This is a genomic window from Caballeronia udeis, from assembly GCF_044909315.1.
Classification (GTDB): domain Bacteria; phylum Pseudomonadota; class Gammaproteobacteria; order Burkholderiales; family Burkholderiaceae; genus Caballeronia; species Caballeronia udeis_A.
The window spans coordinates 383,886-404,984 of sequence record NZ_JBIYEB010000003.1 but is presented as its reverse complement, the minus strand read 5'-3'; the positions used below and the strand labels follow the sequence as shown (position 1 = coordinate 404,984).

Below are 21,099 nucleotides of genomic sequence, written 5' to 3'. Positions count from 1 at the left end.
GACTCGTGTCGTCATCCGAAATATCCAGCGTTTCCTTCGTGCCGGAGACGGCCTTCGGGCTCTGGTTTCTGCGTACTGCCACATGGGAACATCACGTGCTGCGGGTAGCGATCGACGATCTCAAACGCCTGGTCGATACAACCCTGCCCGCGGCACCTGTGATCGTCGATGTGGGCTGCGGACAAGGTCAATCGTTCCGGATACTGGGTAACGCGTTCAGGCCCGGCCGGATCATCGGAGTCGATTTCCATGAGCCTTCGCTCTCGGCAGCCCGGGATCTTGCGCTGGCTTGCTCGAAGGAAGACGGATGGGCAAGCGAGATCGAATTGCTTCAAGGTGACTGCGCGTGCCTGCCCTTGCCCGATGCGAGCGCCGACATCGTGTTCTGCCATCAGACCTTTCATCATCTCGTGGATCAAGGCCGCTCCCTGAGTGAATTTCGCCGGGTGCTGAAACCCGGCGGGGTTTTGCTGTTCGCTGAATCCACCGATGCGTACATCAAGTCCTGGGTGATCCGCTTGCTGTTTCGCCATCCCATGCACGTGCAGAAAAGCGCCGGCGCTTACCTTGATATGATCCGCAACGCCGGCTTTGCATTCGGTCCGCAAAACGTTTCCATGCCCTACCTGTGGTGGAGCCGTGCCGCGGATTTCGGACTCCTTGAACGGCTAGGCTTGCATCGGCCGCTACCGGGCAAGCGCCGTGAAACGCTGGTCAATGTGGCTGCGGTCAAGGTCGTTTGAGCGGAACACCATCCCCACGCACACCGCTTTTCAAACACCCTTCCACGCGTCGAAGACCAGGCTGGCGCAACTGCCGCCGAAGCCGAAGGAAATCGACATTGCTGTATCTATCTTCAAGGTCCGCGATGCGCGCACGAGCGGCATGCCGTTCAAGCGCGGATCAGGTGTTTCTATCGGCCCCGTCCCGGCGACAAACCCATCACGCATCATCAGCAAGGCGTAGATCGCCTCATGCACGCCGCATGCGCCAAGCGGATGGCCGGACAATCCCTTCGTCGATGAAAACAACGGGACGTCCTCGCCAAATACATCACTCAACGCATGCAGTTCTTCGACGTCGCCGAGCGGCGTGGAAGGCGCGTGGGTGTTGATATACGACGGACGTGTGCCTGCTTCGTCGAGTGCGCCACGCATGGCGCGTGCTATGCCCGATGCATGCGGACTCACCATGCCCGCACCGTCCGTGCAATGGCCGAAGCCCGTCAGTTCAGCGTAAATGCGGGCACCCCGCGCCATTGCATGGTCCAGCGACTCAAGCACCAGCACGCCCCCACCCGATGCAATCACGAAACCATCGCGCGTGCTGTCATAAGGACGCGAGGCACGTTCCGGCGCGTCGTTAAAACGCCTCGACAACGCCCCCATTGCGTCGAACAACAGGGTCGTGTTGTCGTGCAAACCTTCGCTGCCGCCCGCGAGTACGATCTGCTGGCGGCCGGTCTGGATCAGTTGCATCGCCTGTCCGATCGCGAGTGCGGATGTGGTGCAGGCCGACGACGGCGAATAGGTCATGCCCTCCAGCCCGAACACCTGCGCCACGTTCGCCGACGTGGTGCTGCCCATCACCTGCGGGACCGCGTACGGCAGCACTTTCTCGATACCACGCACGTGGGCTATCGCCATCGCTGCGTCATAAGCCGGGAGCGTGCCCGTTCCGGAGCCGATCACTGCGCCGGCACGCGGCGAACGCAACAGGGAGGGATCAAGATTGGCATCGTGTATTGCCTGACGCGCCGCATGGCATGCAAAACGCGCCGTGTCGCCCATGAACCGCTCGAGCTTGCGATCGAACGGCGGTTCGTCCGCGACCGACGCCACGCCCGCCACCTGACTGGCCAGGCCACGTTCACGCCATGCATCGACACGCGTGATACCGCTTCGGCCGTAGCGCAAGGCAGCGGAGACTTCGTCCAGCGTGTTACCCAGGCACGACACAATGCCCATGCCTGTCACGACCACCCGTGACAGGCCACGGGGTGCAGGTGCGGAGGCAGGCATTACCGCACTCATGGCAGGCGCCTGAAAATCAGCGACGTATTGATGCCACCGAACGCGAAGTTGTTACTCATCACATATTCGGCGTCGATGGTACGGCCGCTATCCACGATGTAGTCGAGCGGCGCGCAAGCCGGATCGACCTGCGTCAGGTTGAGCGTCGGTGCATACCAGTTGCGTTTCATCATCTCGATGGTCCACCATGCCTCCAGCGCCCCGCACGCGCCCAGCGTGTGGCCGACATAACTCTTCAGCGAGCTGATCGGCAAACGCGCGCCGAAGGTCTGCGCGGTCGCGTGGCTTTCGGCTATATCGCCGCGATCCGTGGACGTGCCATGCGCGTTCACGTAAGCAATTGCTTCGGCCGGGAGTTGCGCGTCGCGCAGCGCGAGCTGCATCGCGAAGGCCATGGTGTCGGCCGATGGCTGCGTCATGTGCGCGCCGTCCGAGTTGCAGCCAAAGCCAATCACCTCCGCATGAATGCGCGCCCCGCGTGCAAGCGCGTGTTCATACTCTTCGAGCACCAGGGTCGCGGCGCCCTCACCGACCACGAGGCCATCGCGGGCGACATCGAAGGGACGCGGCGTCAGATGCGGCTCGTCGTTGCGCGTGCTGGTGGCGTAGAGCGTGTCGAACACGGCAACTGCCGGTCCGGACAGTTCCTCCGCGCCGCCCGCGAGCATCAGCGTCTGCTTGCCGGCTGCGATCATCTCGTAGGCGTACCCGATCGCCTGGCTGCCAGAAGCGCACGCGCACGATGTCGGCACAATGCGGCCCTTCAGGTCCCAGAACAGGCTCACGTTGACCGCCGTGGTATGCGGCATCATCTGCACATAGCTGTTCGACGTCACGTCGCTCATCGAACCGGTTTCAATCATCTTGCCGAATGCGCGAATTGGCTGGACCGATCCGGACGACGATCCGTAGGCCACGCCCATGCGGCCGTCCTTGATCGTGAGGTCATCGGCGAGACCTGCATCGGCGAGCGCCAGTTCGCTCGCGCGCACCGAATACAGGGACACGGGTCCCATCGAACGGGTTTTCTTGCGCGGGTAATGGGCGGGCGAGGTGAAGGCGGGCAAGGGGCAAGCGAGCCGTGTATGCAGCAGCTCGAAGTAGTCCCACTCGGGCATCCGGCACACGGCGTTGCGGCCGCTTCGCAAGTTTGCCTCGATCTCGTCCCAGGCGTTGCCGAACGCCGTGACGCCACCCATGCCGGTAATGACTACGCGCTTCATCAGATCATCCCGCCATTGACGCCGATCACTTGCCGCGTGATGTACGAGGCCGCATCCGACATCAGGAAACTCACCACGGACGCGACCTCGGCCGGTTGCCCGACACGGTTCATCGGCACCGTCTTCAATGCCTGTTCGAGCGGTACATTTTCAAGCATGCCGGTGTCGATCAGTCCTGGCGCCACGCAATTGACGGTGATGTTGCGCGTCGCCAGTTCGACGGCAAGCGCCTTCGTAGCGCCTATAAGCCCGGCCTTCGCCGCGCTGTAGTTCACCTGGCCGCGATTGCCCATCACGCCCGAGACCGAGGCGATCGTCACTATGCGGCCGCCCTGCTTCGCACGAACGAGCGGCATGGTCAGCGGATGCACGACGTTATAAAAAGCGTCGAGACCGGTTTCGATCACGATGTCCCAGTCTTCTTCGGTGAGCGCCGGGAATGCCGCGTCACGCGTCACACCTGCGCAGCAGACAATGCCGTAATACGCGCCATAGCTGGCCACATCGGCTTCGAGCACTTCACGGCATGCGGCGCGGTCGCGCACATCGAATTGCAGCACCCGTCCCGTGCCACCTTGCGCGGCAATGCCGGTCGCGACAGCTTCAGCTTCAGTGCGGCCGCTGCGGCAATGCACGGAGACCGTAAAACCGTCTGCCGCAAGTTGATACGCTATCGCGCGGCCAATGCCACGGCTTGCGCCCGTTACAAGAACACGCCGGCTCATGATCCGAAACTCCCCTGGATGAACGACTGAAAATCAGCCGGTTGATACACCTTGATAACGGCCTCCGCGCAGCACACGCTACCGTGATCCTGAGGCTGGTCGTGATGGATCGAGCATTCGTACGCGCCGTGGCCTTCTTCACCGCGTAGCAGCTCCTTCACTTCGATGCACAACCGGGCACCGCATGCAAACACCGGTACATGCGCCTCATACCGGCGCGATCCGAGCAGCACGCCGGGACGTGCCCGACCGCCTGCGCGCATGGCGAGCAACGCGACGTGCGCGGCAATTGCCTGCGCCATCAGTTCGATGCCTATCCACGCCGGCATTGCACCGTCGGCATCGGTGTACCAGGCATCCGCCCGCACGCTGGCATAAGCGCTCAGGGTTTCGTCCGTGCAGGCGCTGACGCCGTCGAGCAACAGCATCGTGCCCCGGTGCGGCAAGATGGTTTCAATGGAGCCAAAGCTGTTGTTGTTCATAGGAGTCTTCACCGTCATCACCGGCCGAGGATCAGGCTGACGTTGCTGCCGCCGAACGCAAACGAATTGCTCATCACATACTGCGTGCCCGCCATGCGCGGCAGGTAACGCTCGCTTTCGACCAGATCAAGCGGCGGCAACGCAGGGTCGGCCTCGCCATCCCACAGATGACGCGGCAGAGCGGCACCATCGCGTGCCAGTGTGAGCCACGCGAACCCGAGCTCGGTCGCGCCCGCTGCGCCAAGTTGATGCCCGGTCAACGGCTTGGTACCACTGGCCGCGACGCCGCCCTTGAACACCCGTGCCATCAGGTGTGCTTCCATGTCGTCGTTCTTGCGCGTCGCCGTTGCATGCAGGTTCACATAAGCAATGTCGGCAGGCGCAAGGCCGGCATCCGCCAGGGCCGCGCGCAATGCAATTTCACCTCCCGTACCTAGTGGATCGGGTGCGGAAATGTGATGCGCATCGCTTGATTCGCCGATGCCCGCAAGAAATACCGGGCCTTCGTCGCGGCTCATCAGGAATACGGCCGCGCCCTCGCCCACGTTAATTCCGCAGCGATTGCGGCTCATCGGATTAGAGCGGGCCGCACTGGTCGATTCGAGCGACGCAAAACCCTGCACGGTCAGTTCACATAGTGAATCCACACCGCCGACCACGACCGCATCGCAGAGACGCAACCGGAGTAACCGAAGCGCGGAGACGAACGCCTTGGCGCTCGATGTGCACGCGGTCGAGATCGTGAATGCCGGGCCATGGAGCTCGAGCGCTGCGGCGGCGAACGGCGCCACCGTACCAATTTCGACTTGCCGGTAGTCGAAGTTCACCGGCAACCTGCCTGCCTGCGCCTGATACACGAACGCGGCCTCGGCCGCTTCAATGCCCGATGTGCTCGTGCCAAGCACCACGCCAACCCTATGGGCACCGTAACGTTCGCGCGCGGCCTCTACCGCCGGCGCAATCTGCGCAAGCGCGGCGAGCAGCAGGCGGTTATTGCGGCAGTCGTAACGCGCCAACGAGTCCGGAGGCGCGAGATCGAGCGGCACGGTAACACTGCCGGCAAACGTATCGCCGATGCCGGTATGGATCTTCCCCATGCCGGGGGAAACGCCGGCCGCCAGCGCCGGCACGATCGAGTCCACACTGTCGCCGAGCGCGTTGATCAACCCCAGCGCATGCAGATAAACCCGTGGCCCGTTCATGCGGCCCTCCTTCGTTCCGGTGGCATGCCGATCGGCGCAAGCAGCACCGACACCGCGATGCCAGTCCCAAGCGTCGCGCCGAAACTCCTCAGCGCAGGCATCGCGCTCATGGCGAGCAGGCCGAAGGAAAGCAGGGTCGTTGCCGCCGACAGCAACACGCCCGTCCATACCGCGCCGAGATCGGCGTCCGCGCGTGCGGCGCCCTCGCGCAGGAATACAGCATAGTTTGCGCCCACACCGAGCACGAGCATCAGTGCCAGCCAGTTGAACAGATTCAGCGGCACGCCCGCATAGCCAAACACGGCGAGCGTCACGCCCACCGCCAGCAACACCGGCAGCGTGACGACAATGCCGCCTGGCGGCCGGTAGCGCACCATCATCAGCAAGAGCACGCTTAGCAGCGCGCCAGCCAGCCAGATGCCGCTATCGACACGATAAGCACCGAACAGCGTCGACACGCTCGCGGCTTTATCGACAAAGCTTACGCCCGGCAATGCGTGCGCCGTGGAGATCAGCACAGGCTCGTTCGCCGGCGTCACGCCTTGCGGGATCACGACGGCGGCATAACCGCCTGACGCTGATGCCGCGTCGACTCTGCCAAGCCACAGATGACGGAACGGTTGTGACCACGGCGCCGCAAGCCAGCTATCGACGCTCAATACCGCATGGTCCGACTTCGCGTAGGCCGCGAGCCACGCGTCAGCGATTTCATCGCGGAAACCGGCTTGAAGAAGTGTTGCGCGTAACGCGGACGGATCATTGAATACACGTTGACCGAGCAGGGTATGGTCCTCGTCCTGCCGCTTCGCCGACGGGACGAACGACGTTATGGACTGCCAGCTGCTCAGCTTCGCCGCGCCCGTCAAAGCGTCGAGCTTTGCGCCCAGCGCTTCAGCGCGCTCCAGCACAATCTCCGGCGTACCGCCACGCACGACGAAGAACTGCGTGCTGTTGTCGAAGCCGACCGCGTCGCGGACCGTTTGCTCCTGGGCCAAAAGCACGGGGTCGCGCTGGATCAGCAGATGGATGTCGTCGTCGCTCGTGATCCGCAGCCAGCCCGGCACGGCAACAACCAGCAGAAGAGCCGCCACGCCCCACGCCCGTCGTCCGCCGATCACTGCACGCCATGCGCCAAGCAGACGTGCCGCCCCGGCGAATACGCGCTGCGGACGGCGCTTGGGCGCGCGGACCAGCAACACCGGCAATAACCACAGCACCGACGCAAACGCCGTGCAGATACCCACGATCGCAAAACAGGCGATCTGCTTGAGCGCGGGAAATGGCACCCACGTGAGAATGGCATAACCCAACAGGCTTGTCGCCAGCGCGACCGTCAGCGCGGGCCGCACGGCGCGCACGCCGCGCTGCGCATCCCAGTCACGCCCGGCACCGAGGTAGACAACAAAATACTGAATGGAATAGTCGACTGCCTCGCCGATCAGGCTCGCGCCGAATACGAGCGTCAGCAGATGCAGCTTGCCGAATATCAGCATGGTGGCAGCGAGCGCGCAGACAATGCCGAGCGCTGTTGAAACGAAGCCGAGCAGGATCAGCCGCGGCGAACGGAACACCCACAACATCAGCAACGCAATCCCGCAGAGCGACGCGACACCAATCTGATGCACTTCGCGCTCCGAGGCGGCACGTGCCGCCTCCGCGTAGAAAACAGCGCCGGTGCGAGCCAGGCTCACATCGGGGAAACTTTGCCTGAGGGCCGCTTCGCCGTGCGCCACGGCTTCGTGGACCGCATGCTGGACTTTCGATTCATACGCCGAACCCGGCAGCGTCGCCATCACCAGAACGCTGGTCGAATTGCCTTGATGCGCCACCAGCAAACCGTCTTCAACCTCCAGGTTCGACGTCGCCAGCGGCAAGCCCGCAAGCCAGTGTTCGAGCCAGCCGAACGGATCGTCCGCAAGCTGGGTCGCGAGGCCGCTGCGCAGCGGGCTATAGAGGCGTCGCGCGAGCGTGTCGTGCAAGGAGACCGTGCCGTCTGCAAGCGCGGTGCGATCGGCGGATGCGAGCAAACCGAATCGATACGGCATGTACAACCCGGCAATCTTCGAGAGATCGAATGGCGGCAGCTCCGCGGTCACCGAGCCGAACGCTTTGCTTGCCGACAACGTCGCGCCAAGTTCTTTCGCCGCAGCCTTGGCATGCGCTGCGTCATTGCTCGTCACAAGGAAAACCGTACGATCACCCAGCGCGGTCGCGAGGGTATCAACGGCTTTTTCAGCGACCGGATCCGCTTCCGTCGCGGGTAGCAGCGCGAGCAGGTTCGTCTGCAGCGGTGACGGCCCCGCAAATCGCCACACGCAATAAAGCGCTGCGGCGAGCGCGAGCAGCAACCAGCCGGCGCGCATGCCCCACGCCGGTTTTGCGGCCTGTGATTGCGGAACCTGCATTTACGGCGCTCCGAGCAGCGTGCGATCGGCCGGCGGCAAATCACCTATCGCCGCGCTGTTCGCAAAGTCGATGCGCGTGACGTCGCCATTGGCGAGCGTAATGCGCAGCGCCTGCAAGTAGTCTCCACCGCTCATCTCAAGGCCCTTGATCGATTGGGCGAGTTGCGGTTGATTGGGCGTCAGCTGCATGCGCCATTGCGCGGGTGTGCCGTCCGCGCGCACGTCGAACTGTGCATAGAGCGCCGAGAGATCGCCACCCAGCATCTCGCGCATCATCCGGGAAACCTGTGCGACGCCGCGCACGCCGTTGTCGCTACTCGAGCTCGTGCGCTGGCCGTTCACGTTGACTTCGCTCACGCCGGTATCGGTGATGACGTAGGTTGCCTTGTACGGGGTATCGATCCGCCAGATCACGCCTCGTTCGCGGAAAAAAACCAGTGAACCCGTGCTGACCAGCGGCTGTTTCATCGCGGACAGCGTTTGGGTTTGCGTGAACTGCGCGCGAACGCCCTTCACCTGCGCGAGATGTCCTGCTATCTGCGAAACCAGACCCGTATTGCTCGCCGATGCAGGCTGCGCCGCAAACGCCGGCACGCAACACGCGATGAACAAAACGGCAACCGCATTGCGCCAGTTCAACGTGCCCATGCGCGCTCCAGTTTCTCGATCATCACGGGCGGCGACACGAACTGCAATTCCTGCGTCGCGGCATGGATGGCAACCTGAATCGTATAGCCCTTCGTCAGCCGCTCGCCCGAAGCGGCATCGACGATCTCATAGCCGATCTTCAGGCGGTTTTCGTATTCCAGCAATTGCGCGCGCACCTCGATCTGCTGTCCGTAGGTCGCGGGGCGCACGTACTTGAGATGCACTTCGACGATGGGCCAGAGATAACCCGACGCCTGCATCTCGCGATAGTCGTAGTCGAACAAACGCAGCAACGCCGCCCGGCCGATCTCGAAGTACTTCAGGTAGTGGCCATGCCAGCAGACGTTCATGGCGTCGACGTCGTGGAACGGCACCTCGACTGCCGCGCTCGCCGTCAAAACCCTGGGGACCGCGGTTTCACTCATGCTGATCCTTTCCACCATAACCCGCGACCAGGTCACACGCCGCGATCCGCGCAGTCAACGCGCGCAGGTCGCTTTCGAGCGCGCGGTCTTCATCGACGAAAGGGGACCCCGCTGTCACGCTCTCCATGAACGACTCCAACGGCGGGGGGATGGGTGTCGTATTGTTCAAACGCAGACGCAAGCGCGCAGCCTGCACGGCAGCAAGCGTATGGGCCGCGGCGACTTGCTCGGTCAACTCCAGGATCCGCAGGCAATCACGCGCGGCGATCGTGCCCATGCTGACCTTGTCCTGGTTATGCGCTTCGGTCGAGCGCGAGAACACGCTGGCAGGCATGGTCAGCTTGAGCGCTTCCGCCGTCCATGCCGACGACGATATCTGCACCGCCTTGAAGCCATGATTGATCGACGCCCGCTCAGGCGCCGCGCCCGACAAGCTGCGCGGCAGGCCGTTGCTGAATTTATCGTCGACGAGCAGCGCCAGTTGGCGGTCCATCAAATCGGCAAGATTCGCGACCGCCACTTTCAGCGCGTCCATCGCGAAGGCAATATGGCCGCCGTAGAAGTTGCCGCCGTGCAGCACGCGTTCACCATCGGGATCGATCAGCGGATTGTCGTTGGCGCTGTTCAACTCGTTCTCGACATCGCGACGCACCCATGACAGCGCATCGCGCGCAACACCGATCACGTGCGGCGCGCAGCGGATCGAATAGCGATCCTGCAGGCGATGCCCCGGCGTGTCCTCGCGGCCGGCAAGATCCTCGCGAATCCATGCCGCGGCTTCGGCCTGCCCTGCATGTGGCTTGACTTCGAACAGCATGGGGTCGAAGTGCGCGGCGCGGCCATCGAGCGCGACGGTGGACAACGCGGTCAGGCGTGCGGCGAGCCGCGTCAGATGACCGGCCCGGGCGAACGCGAGGCATGCGAGGCCTGTCATGACGGCCGTGCCGTTCATCAACGCAAGCCCTTCCTTCGGCGCGAGCGTGAGCGGTGTGTGACCAAGCCTGGCCCAGACGCTGCGGGCATCGCATAACTCGTCGCGGAACCGCACGTCGCGTTCGCCAACCAGCGCGGCCGCCACGTAGGACAAGGGCGTCAGGTCACCGCTCGCCCCCACCGATCCCTCCGATGGAATCCGCGGCAGCACGCGGTGATTGATCAGGTCGGCAAGCCGTTCAAGCAGCACGTGGCGTACGCCCGAGAATCCGTACGCCAGCGAATTGAGCCGCGCGGCGATGACGGCAAGCGTCTGCGCGTCGTCGAGATGCTGGCCCATCCCGCAGCCGTGATAACGCAGCAATTGCAGGGGCAGGACTTCGACCAGATCCATGGGTACATCGACCACGCATGAGTCGCCGTAACCGGTGTTGACGCCATAGACGGTTGCGCCCTGCAAAAGATGGCGGCGCAGGAAATCGGCGCCGCGTTCAATGCGTGCGCGCCACGCCGGATCGCCACTCAACGCTACCGGCGTGCGCCGATGCGCGATCGATACGACCTCCTCAATTGTCAGCCGCCTGCCACCGATGACGATGGCTTCTTCGGCGGTGAACGCCAACCCGTCCATGCCGCCCATCCTGCCGCCCGGATCATGTTCGGCCATTCGCGCCTCCAGTGCCATCAGCATTGCCATTGGGACGCGCCCAGAAATCGAAGAAATTGAACCATTGATAAGGCGCCTTGCGGCAATAGTGTTCGAGACGCGACGCGTAACGCTGTGCCCACGCGGCGAGATGCTGCGCACGCTCCCGGCGCGGCAACTCGATGCGCTCCGCGAACGGCTCGAAGTAGAGCCTGTATCCCTGCTCTTCCTTGAGGCAGAAAAACAGGTACACGGGGCAACCGAGCGCATGGGCGAGCACATAAGGGCCCTGCGCAAACGCCGCTGTCGAACCAAGAAACTGCGCCTCGGTCGTGCGGCCGGAATCACGCGCGGGAACGCGGTCGCCGACGATCACCAGCAGCTCGCCTGCCTCCACCCGATCCTGCATCATCATCGCCGTCTCGGGGCCGAAGTCGCTGACTTCGACAAGACGTTGCGCGAAATCGCTATTCGCCGATGCCAGCACGCTGTTGAAACGGCGCGCCTGTTCCGTGTAGACAACCGCGGTGATCTTCGCACGCGCACCGCGCGTGGCAAGCGCCCGGGTCATCTCGAGGTTGCCGAGGTGAGCGCCGATCACGAGTGCGCCGCGGCCGCTCGCGCTCAACGCTTCGAACGCGGCCGGGTCCTCGAACTTCACGTCGTCCAGGCTGACGCGACCCGACCATGCAGCAAGTTTATCGAAGCCGGATCGCGCGAAGGCCAGCATATGTTTATACGCGGAGCACCACCCGGGCCGGGGCGTTCCATCCTGCGGGGCGGCTTGCTGAAGATGCATGAAGTAGCTGCGTGACGCAGCGCGAGCGCGGCTCCCCGTCAGCAGGAAATACGCGACGACCGGATGCAACCACAGCGCTGTGAAACGCGTGCCGAAGAGACGGCAGCTAAGCGCGAGCAAAGACATGCCGAGATGACTGCCGCGTTCCGCGATATGCCACCAGTGCTGCTCGTTTTCATTCGATGATGCGGCCGGCGCGCGCGGCATCAACTTGTGTGCAAGCAGCATTGGCAGCCGCACCAGCATGCCCGCGACAAGCCGCGTATGAGTACGGCTGATGCGCACGTTGTCCCACAGCACGTCGAAGTGCGAGACGCCATCGCTTGCATAGGTAACGCGCGTCGGGATCGAACGGAACGTCGCTCGGCGCCAGTACAGCCGCACCACTATCTCGATGTCGAAATCCATGCGTGTGGGTAACCGGACCTCGTCGATCAGCGTGCATACGACGTCAAGCGGATACAGGCGAAAACCGCACATCGAATCGCGGATCGTGAACGAGAGGGTTTCGATCCACACCCACACATGCGTCAGATAACGGCCGTAGAGGCGCGCCTTCGGTACGGATTCGTCGTAGACAGGGCGACCGAGGATCACCGCGCCCGGCTCCGCACGCGCGGCTTCGATGAAGCGAGGCAGATCGGCAGAATCATGCTGTCCGTCCGCGTCGATCTGCAAGCCATGCGTGAAACCCGCCTTCCGCGCGGCCCGCAGGCCCGCCATCACCGCCGCGCCCTTGCCGGCGTTGAGGGGCAGCCGGATCAATGTAAGCGTGTCCGCGTACTGCCCGCGAAGCGAGGCGAGCACGTCCTGGGTGGCCTGGTCGCTGCCGTCATCGACGATAAAAAACGGCAACCCATGCACGCTGAGATTCGCGACGGTCGCGCTGATCGCGTCCTTATGGTTATAGATCGGGATGATGATGCACGGCCGGTTGGACGACACGAGGCTCATGCGGTCCCCCGATAAACAATGACACCCGAGGTACAGTCGCGGCGCCCCAGCCGATACGCAAACTGCACGCGGTGACGCGACGCGTCGTGCGTCAACGTGAGATCAAGCAGCGCGCCCGGCGGCACGGGAGCCTTGAATTTCAATTGGTCGATCGATGCCAGCGCGCACACGCCCGGCACTTGCTCGGCCGCCAATCGTATGGCCCAGTCGATCTGTACGACCCCTGGCAGGATCGGCAGGCCGGGGAAGTGGCCGGCGAAATGCACGAGCGTCGGCGGCACGCGAAGTTCGTAGTGCAGCGCGGTTTCGCTGCGAACTTCGGAGAGCACTTCCACGCCGTCCGCACGCGCATTGAATGCACCGGCAACAGCGGCCGCCGGCAACTTGCCGCGGGCATCGAACGGAAGCGCAAAACGGAAGCGCCAGGAACGCGGCAGCACGACGATATCGAAATACGCCGCAAGGTGACGACGCAGGATCTTGGCGAGCGCCACCCGCCCTCGTTCCAGGAATGCTTCACTGCCGGCTTCGGTCAGCGCCACCACCGCGCCGACACGCTCGCGCGACATTCCTTCAAGCGACACAACCGCCGCCTGCGCCACATACGGATGCAGTCCGAGGCGGGCTTCGAGTTCGGGCAGCGACACGCGCTTGCCATCGAGCTTGATCACGCGGTCGAGGCGGCCCTGCAGACGAAAGCGGCCGTCCGGGTCGAACGCGATGGTGTCGTCGGTACGATGCCAGTCGTCATGGCCCAGGTGCGGTGAACGCAGGTTGAGCGCACCGTCGTCATCACGATGAACTTCGATACCGTTCAGCGCTTGCCATGCATCCGTCTGATCCTGCCGGCGCCATGCAATACCGCCCGTCTCGGTGCTGCCATAGATCTCGATGGGCGCCGCGCCGAAGGCGGCGGCATATTTGCTTGCCGTGTCTGCCGCAAGCGGACCGCCCGATGAAAAAAACACGCGGGGTGCCGGGCTCAGACTGGCGAAGCCATCGAGTTCAGGCCAGCGAGATAGTTGCGCCGGCGTGGACACCACGACCGCGGATCCCGGCCCGCACTGTGCGATCCGCTCCTGCAAATGTTGCGGGTCAATGCTTAGCGCCCGGTCGAACGCGCGCCCGGCTGCGAGTGGCCAGAACACGCGAAACAACAACCCGTAGATATGGTGATGAGGGACGCTGCCGAGCACGCTCGCGTCGCCGACAAGCGTGCCCCACTGCGCCTCGAGCGTATGAACTTCGGCGTTGAATTGCGCGAGTGTCTTGCGGATCGGCTTCGGGACGCCGCTACTGCCGGAGGTGTAGAGCGTGAGCGGCGCGTGTGGGTCGATGGATGCTGAAGGATTGACGCGCTCTGGCTGTGAGTCCGGCGCACGCGTGTCGGAATCAGTCAGGACAGCATCGTAGGCATTCGAGAGATCGGCCAGATAACCGGGCGCCGCATGCGCTGGAATGACCGGCTCCTTGCCGCAGGCGAATAACGCAAACAGCACGCAGGCGAAGTTGAACGGATCGTCAATGCACAACGCATAGCGTTGCGCCGGGCGCTTGCTCAAATGCGCTGCGATGGTTCGCACTCGTGCAAGGAACGTGGCGAAATCGAGTACGTCGGCACCGTCCCGGCAAACGGGCGTGCGGGCATCGCGCTTGCCCAGCAACACTTCATGCAACGCGATCATGCCGCCTCCGAGCGCGCGGCTCGCGGGAGCACGGCCACGTAGCGCCAGGCGATCTCTCCAACCAGCAACACGCCGATCAGGCCATACGCGATCGCGCCGTTGTAAAGCGACCATGCGGCAGGCGTCCAGAACAACGCCGTATAGGCGGAAAACGCACCATTCAGGATGAAGAACCCGCACCACATTTGCGTGACCCGGCGCGTGTACCGCACCGCATGCGCGCCAAGCTCGGGGTTACCCATGCGCGCGAATTTTTCGATCATGGATGGCCCGCGCACAAGCGTCGCGCTGAACGCGACCAGCAGTCCGAGGTTCACGAACGAGGGATACAGATGCAACAGCAATTCGCTTCCGGACAACACGATCCCCGCCGATGCGCAGCTTAAAAGACCCACGACGCACCAGTCCGTCGCGCTAAGCTGGCGCAGCGACTTGGCGAACGTACCTGTCCCGGCCCAGCGCTGCAGCCAAAGCAAGGCAAATAGCGCAGCGCCAATGTAACGCGGCGAATCCCAGCGCCAGGCGCACAGGATCATCAACGGGTAAGCGACCTTCAGCGCAACCTGCAAAACCACTCGCAGCCAGCCAAGGGGCCTCGCATGCAAACCCGGGCCCTCGGCCCCGAGCCCTGCGGCACCCTGCTCGCCGGAACGTGAATGCTCCGCTTGCATCACCCCTGTTCCGCCAGCAGCGATTCGACCGCGCCGATCACATCGCCGACCGTGCGCACCGACTTGAACTCTTCCGGCTTGATGCGCCGTCCGGTCATCTCCTGCAGCTTGATAGCGAGATCGACGGCGTCGATGCTATCCAGGTCGAGGTCCTCGTACAGATGCGCTTGCGGCGTCACGCGATCGGGCTCGATCGCGAAGTTCTCTTTGAAGATGGCGCGGATGCGCTCAAGGATCTCTGTCTCGGTCACGATTTACTCCCCTTGTCCCCGATATCGTTCGTGGCGCTCAGCCCGCCTTGCTGGCTGGCGACCAGTGCGGCGAGCGTGCTGATTGAACGGAAGTGCTCCCGCGTGCGTTCGTCGTTTGCCGCAATCTTCAATTGATAGTGCTTGCGCAACACGATGCCGATCTCGAGCGCATCGATCGAATCGAGCCCGATGCCATCGGTGTCGAACAGCGGCGCATCGTCGTCGATGTCGGCCGGGCTCAGGTCTTCCAGATCGAGTGCATCGATCAGAAGCTGCTTAATTTCCAGTTTCAAAGAATCCATAGTCGAACAGCCGCTGGTTAATGTGTGCCTCAATAGCGCTGGTCAAAGTGCGCGCGGCAAGGGCCGGAGAAGGAGCTTCATGCGAGGAATCATGCGCCGTGAGCTGGTCGGCCGCGACCGGCTCAAGCACGCTCACGCGAATGCGGAACGCCCGCGACGGCACGTGATACCACCGCATCTGCTTGGTGAAGGCCGGTGGGTCGCAGTCCATCAGCACGGGCAGGATCGGCGTGCCTGCCTTGAGAGCGATATGCGCAAAACCCCGCGAGAATGCGTGCAACCGGTTCGGCGCGGGACTACGCGTGCCTTCCGGGAAAATGATCATGGTATAGCCCGCCGCAATCTGGCGGGCGCTGGCTTCGACGAGTTCGACCGGGTCGACGTTGCTGACGTATTCGGCCGCGCGCACGATGCCCCAGAAGCAGGGATTACCCCAGTGCGCGTTCTTGACCACGCAGCACGCAGAAGGAGTGAGCGCGAGCAGCACGACCACGTCGAGGTAGGTGGGATGATTGGCAACCACAATGACCGGGCCCGCGTCGCGCAAGGCGGCCGCTCCCATGACTTCCAGTTCCATCACGCCGATCCACTGCAAAACGGCGACCAGCGCCCGGAAGAACCAGTGAATGATGGTCGTGACCACACGCTGACGCGACGCGCGATGCGGCCACAGCCACGCGAGCGGAAACACCAGCACCGAGAACAGCAGTCCGCAGACGCCGAACACGACGAAGCTCATGCCCGTGGCGAGCCACCGCCAGCCGTAGTTAAGCCGCGCGTTCATGCCAGCTCCAATGCCAGGTAGTACCGGCGTTTTGCCACGTGGCGGGCGCCCGTGTGTCGAGACAGCGTTGGACCGCTTCGCTCTGCGTAAGGAAAGAGTCAGAAATGGCGGGAGGTGCACATGCCGGTTCCGGAGCGCCGCAAAGGCTCCCTGTACCCGACATTGTGCATGCAAGCTGTCCGGCACCGCATGTGTCCAGCAGGATCGCGAGCGCACCGCCTTGCACCTCGTCTTCAATCGTGCCGTAGGCGGCATCGGGCGGCTCGTCCGCATAGATCACCAGCACGGGGGACGACGGGTCCGCTTCGAACTGCGCATGCGCTTCGAGCAAAGCGAACCCAAGCGTTTCCGCCCCGGCGGAAATCGCACTGGCAGGCGAATGATCGCCGCGGGCAATGCCGAATATGCCGGTCATTGCATTGAGGACGGACAGGCTGAAAGCAGTCGGGGAAACCGGCTCACCCGTGCTGATGGCGCGCAGGATCTCTGTCGTGCGCCGCAGTTCTCCATGCCGCGATGCGAACACCACTCGCACGCGCTCCCGCTCGGCCACGCAGTCATGGGCGACCTTCAGGGCGCTTCGGGACAGGCTGCTCAGGCGACGGCGTACCATCGGCTCGATGAAGCTGATGTCGGCGGTCGCTGCAGCCGCGGTGGCGGACCATCGGGCAACGGGTATGGTCCAGCGCAGATCGTGCATACGATGTTTACGATTTGAAAGGCACCAGCACCTCACCAGGATCGGCTTGCCGCACATGAATAAACCCGCTCCTGCCAGACGACGTTCAAACGGCTGTCAAGAGACGACCGGCGGATATACCGATTCCCATACGGACCTAACGGCAGTTTGTGCCGATTGTTTAATGCCATATGGCGTGCATGACGGGGTAAATGAAGCGGTACATGAAGCGTGAAGCGGTACATGAAGCGGTTAAACGAATAATCCGGACTTGGAGGGCTCCGCGTTGAGGGGCGAATCATACTGAAAATTGCTTGTTAAATCAGCCAGAAAACCGGTTCGCGCCAGGGTAAGTCTCACATATACGACGGAAATTCATAATTGAATGAACGCCCCAATAAAAATTCAAGCGTCAACCATGGAAATCTAGCCCTCGCCCCCTTTTTATCCAAGTCGAAAAAGTTACCGAATGTATGTTGTGGCGGCTGCATTGAAGATGGCCCGCTGTCCTTTCTTCCCTTCACCAGTCGTTGATCGGGCGTCCAGTTGACCCATGCAAGCAGCCCCGTGGCCTCGCGATTGCGGGATCGGCATTGCGCGTTTTTTGCGGAACTCATGTCGACAGGCCGCGTGTGAGCGCTGTCTCCCCGGAGTTTCCGGCAATCGCGACGCTCATCGGGAACAACGCTTCTTCCAAAGTCTTACGGAGAGCATCGGAGGATTACGTTATGCCAAGTGTTCGGGCAAGACGCAAGTCGGTAATACGTGACTTAATCGACGCATTGCCCGGCTTCGTACAATGCGTAACGTCTCTTACTCGATGGCCTTGGAGCGCGCTACTGCCGGTGAGATCAGAATGCTTCTCGTAAGGTAATGAAGTGCAGCCCCTGCTTCCTGGCGGCATCGAAGACCCGCGGCAATACAGAGAGCAAGACAGGTTGACCGTCGTCGGTCATGGCGGCGTCACCATCGTGGAGCAGCAGGATGTCGCGCGGTGCCAGATCGCACAACAGGCGGCGTGCGACGATTTCCGGGTTGCGCTCGCGGGTATCGAAACCGCGTCGCGTCCAGGCGGCCAGTCTCAGATCGTGCTTTTGCAAGACTGGCTCCAACAGCACATTGCGCAAGCCCGCCGGGGCGCGAAAAAAAGCCGGCCGCTCGCCCGTCAGTTCAGTCAGCGTGCGTTGCGCCATATCGATCTCCCGGCTTAGCGCGCCCATGCCCGTCACTGAGAATGTGTGCACATGCTTCTGCGAGTGGTTCTCCACGCCATGCCCTCGCGCGACGATCTCGCGGGTCAACGCCGGGTATTGACGCGCGCGTTCGCCGATCAGGAAAAAGGTGGCGCGAACCTGGTGCGCATCGAGGAGGTCGAGGACCCGGGGCGTGACGAGCGGATCAGGACCGTCGTCGAGCGTGAGCGCGATGGCGTTTGCATTGCGCGGGGTGGCGGGCAAGCGAGTCCAGTTGGCGCCGAGCAGCGTTGAGCGTGGCCATAATCCCGCTGCTGTCACTGTCGCGTGGTTGACCGCCGTGCCGGCCAGCCACCATGGCCACATCTCCGGCACGGTGGCAAAGCCCGCCAGCGCAAGGGCATGCCAGGCCGCCGTGAGCTTCAGCGCGAGGGGATATCCTGTCACAGGCCAGCGACGCCCGGACGCCGCATCCGGATCGAGTTGCAGTCGCGGATGAAGTTTGAGCATGCGTGTTCCTTCTTTGATTCCAATAACGTTACAACGGTTTATACGCTGGTAAAAAAATACCCCGACGGGCGGGCTTGGCTATTTCCGATAGAGGGTGCCGAAGGCATCGGCACTTGTTGCGCTTGCGTGAATTCTAGCGCCTGGCAGTAGCGTCACAGCGTTTTTACGGCGATATCGTCGTAGCGCCTCAGCTTGTAGATCGCTATGGAGACGATCCAGCTCACGATGAATACGCCTATGACGATGCAGCCCAACAATCCGAAATGATCGTTGAGGCTGCCGATGGAATCCCGGAACGGGCCCTTGAGCCCGAAGCTGTCCTGGAACACACCCAGTACTTCGATACCACCGATCAACACCGCGACCACCACTGAAACGAACGTAATCGTCATGTTGTAGTAGAGCTTGCGCATGGGCCGGACAAAGGCCCACCGATACGCACCGAGCATCAGGATGCCGTCGGTGGTATCGACCAGCGACATGCCTGCCGTGAACAGGACCGGCAACACGAGCATCGACCAGAACGACAGGCCATGCGACGCCTGCGCCGCCGATATGCCAAACAACGCAACCTCGGTCGCGGTATCGAATCCGAGCCCGAACAGGAATCCCACCGGATAAAGATGCCAGCTACGCGACACCAGTCTCAACAACGGCCGAAGCAAGCGCGAGAGGAAGCCGCGATTGTTAAGCAGCAGGTCGAGATCGGTTTCGACCAGCGGTTCCCCTCGGCGCACCGCGCGAAATGTCCTGATCACGGACGCCAGCACCACGAGATTCGCGATGGCCAGCACGAACAGGAACAGCGCCGACACGCTCGTTCCGATCAGACCGCCGACACCTCTCAGGTCATCGAAATGCGTCGTCAGTGCGGTAGCGGCGAACGCAACACCCACGGTCAGCGCGACAACTACCGTCGAGTGGCCAAGCGAGAAAAACAAGCCGGCGCCAAGCGGACTGCGGCCGATCTGCAGCAGCTTGCGGGTGACGTTATCGATAGCGGCAATGTGGTCCGCGTCCACCGCGTGGCGCAGCCCGAACGTGTACGCCAAAAGCGCCGTGCCCAGCAGCGCGGGCTGCCCGTGAAAAGCCGTCAGCGCCCATGCCCACGCGACTACATTGAACACGAGCAGCAGCACGTAGATACCGGTGATCTTGTGGCGCAGACCCGTTGGGCGGTCATTAAAAAGCTGAGACATTTGCTTAAGCATCACGAGCCCCGGATTCTTGCCCTTCAATACGATCCAGCCGCCGCGCCTCTCGCGCCCTGGCGCACCGTTTCGCCGGCCTCAGCCAAGGCAGCCGCTTCCAGCCACGCATACCACGCCTTCATCCCCTGCCCGGTTTGCGCCGACACCTGCAGGACTTCGATAGATGGATTCACCTGCCGGGCATACGCAATGCAGCGCGCAAGATCGAAGCGCAAGTGCGGCAGCAGGTCAATCTTGCTCAGCAACATCAGGCGGCTTGCCCGGAACATGTGCGGATACTTGAGCGGCTTGTCTTCTCCCTCGGTCACCGAGAGGATCACCACCTTCGCCCGCTCGCCAAGATCGAATAGCGCGGGGCACACGAGATTGCCGACATTCTCGATCATCAGCCACGCGTGCGAGGGCGGATCCAGTTGCGCCAGCGCGCGGGAGACCATGCCGGCATCCAGATGACAGCCCGTGCCTGTGTTGATCTGCACCACGCGGCAACCGGTCGCGCGAATTCGCTCGGCGTCGTTGAGCGTCGCCTGATCACCTTCTATGACCTGGATTGTCTGGGCGCTTTGCAGATCCCGGAGATCGCGGATGGTGCGCTCGAGCAACGTGGTCTTGCCCGCCCCTGGCGAGCTGACCAGATTCAGTGCGGTGATATGGCGGCTCGCCAGCCAGCCACGGTTGTGTTCGGCGAGTAACTGGTTCTTCGCGAGCACGTCTTGTTCGAGCGTGATCGTGGTGCCGTGAATGGCCGCGGCGACTGCTGCTTCGTGCTCGTGCCCGTTGTGTTCATGAACGTGAGCTGCATGAACATGCCGATGCGCGCGCGCATGCAGATGCGCAGCCACGCTCACGCCCGCCGCACCGCCCGCGACCTGCCGCCACGAACCCGGCTCACGCGCCGCACCGCTTTCCCCCTCCGCCGGTGTTTCAATCCGCTCGCCGGTCGCAGGGTCTGTGATCACCGTGCCGGCACCTTTCGAGCAACCGCATGTGGTACACATCAAACCACCTCCATCTGTTTTATCTTCAGCTCGCTGCCGGCCAGCAGTTCGAGGTTGACGCTTCCACACGCGCAGCGCGCGAGCAGGTCGGTCATCTCCACACTTGCGCCACAGTCCAGGCAGCGCGCCAGACCCGGTGTCTCGACAATCTCCAGCGCTGCGCCTTCAAGCACGGTGTCTTTCGCGCAGACATCGAAGCAAAAACGGATTGCGTCCGGCATCACCGCCGACAATCGGCCGATCTCCAGCGTCACGCGCAGCACCCGAGCGCCCATCGCGCGTTCGGCGCAGAGCTCGACGACACTGTTCGCAATGCTCAGTTCATGCATGATGCTGCGTC

Annotated in this window: 21 protein-coding genes; 1 reads left to right on the top strand and 20 read right to left on the bottom strand. The window is 62.8% G+C overall.

The genetic code is table 11. The features are described 5' to 3' along the window. Window positions 1-5 precede the first annotated feature (5 nt). Window positions 6-743 (top strand): class I SAM-dependent methyltransferase, encoded by a 738-nt coding sequence (locus tag ABH944_RS07005; RefSeq protein ID WP_404604856.1) that lies wholly within the window; start codon window positions 6-8, stop codon window positions 741-743. Window positions 744-773: 30 nt separating this feature from the next. Here ABH944_RS07005 and ABH944_RS07000 read toward each other — a convergent pair whose 3' ends face one another. From ABH944_RS07000 to hypA, 20 genes are all read right to left on the bottom strand, one after another. Next, on the bottom strand, window positions 774-2,033 hold the full coding sequence (locus ABH944_RS07000; RefSeq protein ID WP_404659322.1) for a beta-ketoacyl synthase N-terminal-like domain-containing protein: 1,260 nt from the start codon (window positions 2,031-2,033) through the stop codon (window positions 774-776). Continuing rightward, a complete protein-coding gene (locus ABH944_RS06995; protein ID WP_404604858.1) occupies window positions 2,030-3,256 on the bottom strand; it encodes a beta-ketoacyl-ACP synthase in 1,227 nt (408 codons plus the stop codon). The genes ABH944_RS07000 and ABH944_RS06995 overlap by 4 nt, the downstream gene beginning before the upstream one ends. Beyond that, complete coding sequence (locus tag ABH944_RS06990) at window positions 3,256-3,981, bottom strand: 3-ketoacyl-ACP reductase FabG2 (protein ID WP_404604860.1); 726 nt, start codon at window positions 3,979-3,981, stop codon at window positions 3,256-3,258. Before ABH944_RS06990 ends, ABH944_RS06995 begins: the two co-directional genes overlap by 1 nt. After that, entirely contained in the window at window positions 3,978-4,463 is a 486-nt protein-coding gene (locus tag ABH944_RS06985) for a hotdog family protein (protein WP_404604861.1), read from the bottom strand. Before ABH944_RS06985 ends, ABH944_RS06990 begins: the two co-directional genes overlap by 4 nt. A gap of 17 nt (window positions 4,464-4,480) precedes the next feature. Continuing rightward, window positions 4,481-5,665 (bottom strand): beta-ketoacyl-[acyl-carrier-protein] synthase family protein, encoded by a 1,185-nt coding sequence (locus tag ABH944_RS06980; RefSeq protein WP_404604863.1) that lies wholly within the window; start codon window positions 5,663-5,665, stop codon window positions 4,481-4,483. Then, window positions 5,662-8,070 (bottom strand): MMPL family transporter, encoded by a 2,409-nt coding sequence (locus ABH944_RS06975; protein WP_404604864.1) that lies wholly within the window; start codon window positions 8,068-8,070, stop codon window positions 5,662-5,664. The genes ABH944_RS06980 and ABH944_RS06975 overlap by 4 nt, the downstream gene beginning before the upstream one ends. Continuing rightward, on the bottom strand, window positions 8,071-8,718 hold the full coding sequence (locus tag ABH944_RS06970) for a LolA family protein (protein ID WP_404604866.1): 648 nt from the start codon (window positions 8,716-8,718) through the stop codon (window positions 8,071-8,073). Further along, on the bottom strand, window positions 8,706-9,143 hold the full coding sequence (locus tag ABH944_RS06965; protein WP_097262832.1) for an acyl-CoA thioesterase: 438 nt from the start codon (window positions 9,141-9,143) through the stop codon (window positions 8,706-8,708). Before ABH944_RS06965 ends, ABH944_RS06970 begins: the two co-directional genes overlap by 13 nt. Continuing rightward, complete coding sequence (locus ABH944_RS06960) at window positions 9,136-10,743, bottom strand: HAL/PAL/TAL family ammonia-lyase (RefSeq protein WP_404604867.1); 1,608 nt, start codon at window positions 10,741-10,743, stop codon at window positions 9,136-9,138. The genes ABH944_RS06965 and ABH944_RS06960 overlap by 8 nt, the downstream gene beginning before the upstream one ends. After that, a complete protein-coding gene (locus ABH944_RS06955) occupies window positions 10,730-12,475 on the bottom strand; it encodes a glycosyltransferase family 2 protein (RefSeq protein ID WP_404604869.1) in 1,746 nt (581 codons plus the stop codon). Before ABH944_RS06955 ends, ABH944_RS06960 begins: the two co-directional genes overlap by 14 nt. Beyond that, window positions 12,472-14,160 carry an ApeI family dehydratase gene (locus ABH944_RS06950; RefSeq protein ID WP_404604871.1) on the bottom strand — a complete coding sequence of 563 codons (1,689 nt, stop codon included), beginning with the start codon at window positions 14,158-14,160 and terminating at the stop codon, window positions 12,472-12,474. Before ABH944_RS06950 ends, ABH944_RS06955 begins: the two co-directional genes overlap by 4 nt. Beyond that, entirely contained in the window at window positions 14,157-14,831 is a 675-nt protein-coding gene (locus ABH944_RS06945) for a COG4648 family protein (protein ID WP_404604873.1), read from the bottom strand. Before ABH944_RS06945 ends, ABH944_RS06950 begins: the two co-directional genes overlap by 4 nt. Next, window positions 14,831-15,082 (bottom strand): acyl carrier protein, encoded by a 252-nt coding sequence (locus tag ABH944_RS06940; protein ID WP_031359256.1) that lies wholly within the window; start codon window positions 15,080-15,082, stop codon window positions 14,831-14,833. The genes ABH944_RS06945 and ABH944_RS06940 overlap by 1 nt, the downstream gene beginning before the upstream one ends. Next, the gene (locus ABH944_RS06935; protein WP_062090455.1) at window positions 15,079-15,384 is read right to left on the bottom strand and encodes a phosphopantetheine-binding protein; all 306 of its coding nucleotides are present in this window, start codon (window positions 15,382-15,384) and stop codon (window positions 15,079-15,081) included. The genes ABH944_RS06940 and ABH944_RS06935 overlap by 4 nt, the downstream gene beginning before the upstream one ends. Then, window positions 15,359-16,168 (bottom strand): lysophospholipid acyltransferase family protein, encoded by an 810-nt coding sequence (locus ABH944_RS06930; protein WP_404604875.1) that lies wholly within the window; start codon window positions 16,166-16,168, stop codon window positions 15,359-15,361. Before ABH944_RS06930 ends, ABH944_RS06935 begins: the two co-directional genes overlap by 26 nt. Continuing rightward, a complete protein-coding gene (locus ABH944_RS06925) occupies window positions 16,152-16,868 on the bottom strand; it encodes a beta-ketoacyl synthase chain length factor (protein ID WP_404604877.1) in 717 nt (238 codons plus the stop codon). The genes ABH944_RS06930 and ABH944_RS06925 overlap by 17 nt, the downstream gene beginning before the upstream one ends. Before the next feature lie 830 nt (window positions 16,869-17,698). Beyond that, window positions 17,699-18,550, bottom strand: coding sequence for a polysaccharide deacetylase family protein (locus tag ABH944_RS06920; RefSeq protein WP_404604878.1), 852 nt, complete (start codon window positions 18,548-18,550; stop codon window positions 17,699-17,701). Window positions 18,551-18,702: 152 nt separating this feature from the next. Next, window positions 18,703-19,761 (bottom strand): HoxN/HupN/NixA family nickel/cobalt transporter, encoded by a 1,059-nt coding sequence (locus ABH944_RS06915; protein ID WP_404604879.1) that lies wholly within the window; start codon window positions 19,759-19,761, stop codon window positions 18,703-18,705. A 23-nt stretch (window positions 19,762-19,784) separates the two neighbouring features. Beyond that, complete coding sequence (gene hypB, locus ABH944_RS06910; protein ID WP_404604881.1) at window positions 19,785-20,720, bottom strand: hydrogenase nickel incorporation protein HypB; 936 nt, start codon at window positions 20,718-20,720, stop codon at window positions 19,785-19,787. A 38-nt stretch (window positions 20,721-20,758) separates the two neighbouring features. After that, complete coding sequence (gene hypA / locus ABH944_RS06905; RefSeq protein ID WP_404604882.1) at window positions 20,759-21,088, bottom strand: hydrogenase maturation nickel metallochaperone HypA; 330 nt, start codon at window positions 21,086-21,088, stop codon at window positions 20,759-20,761. Window positions 21,089-21,099: the final 11 nt, after the last annotated feature.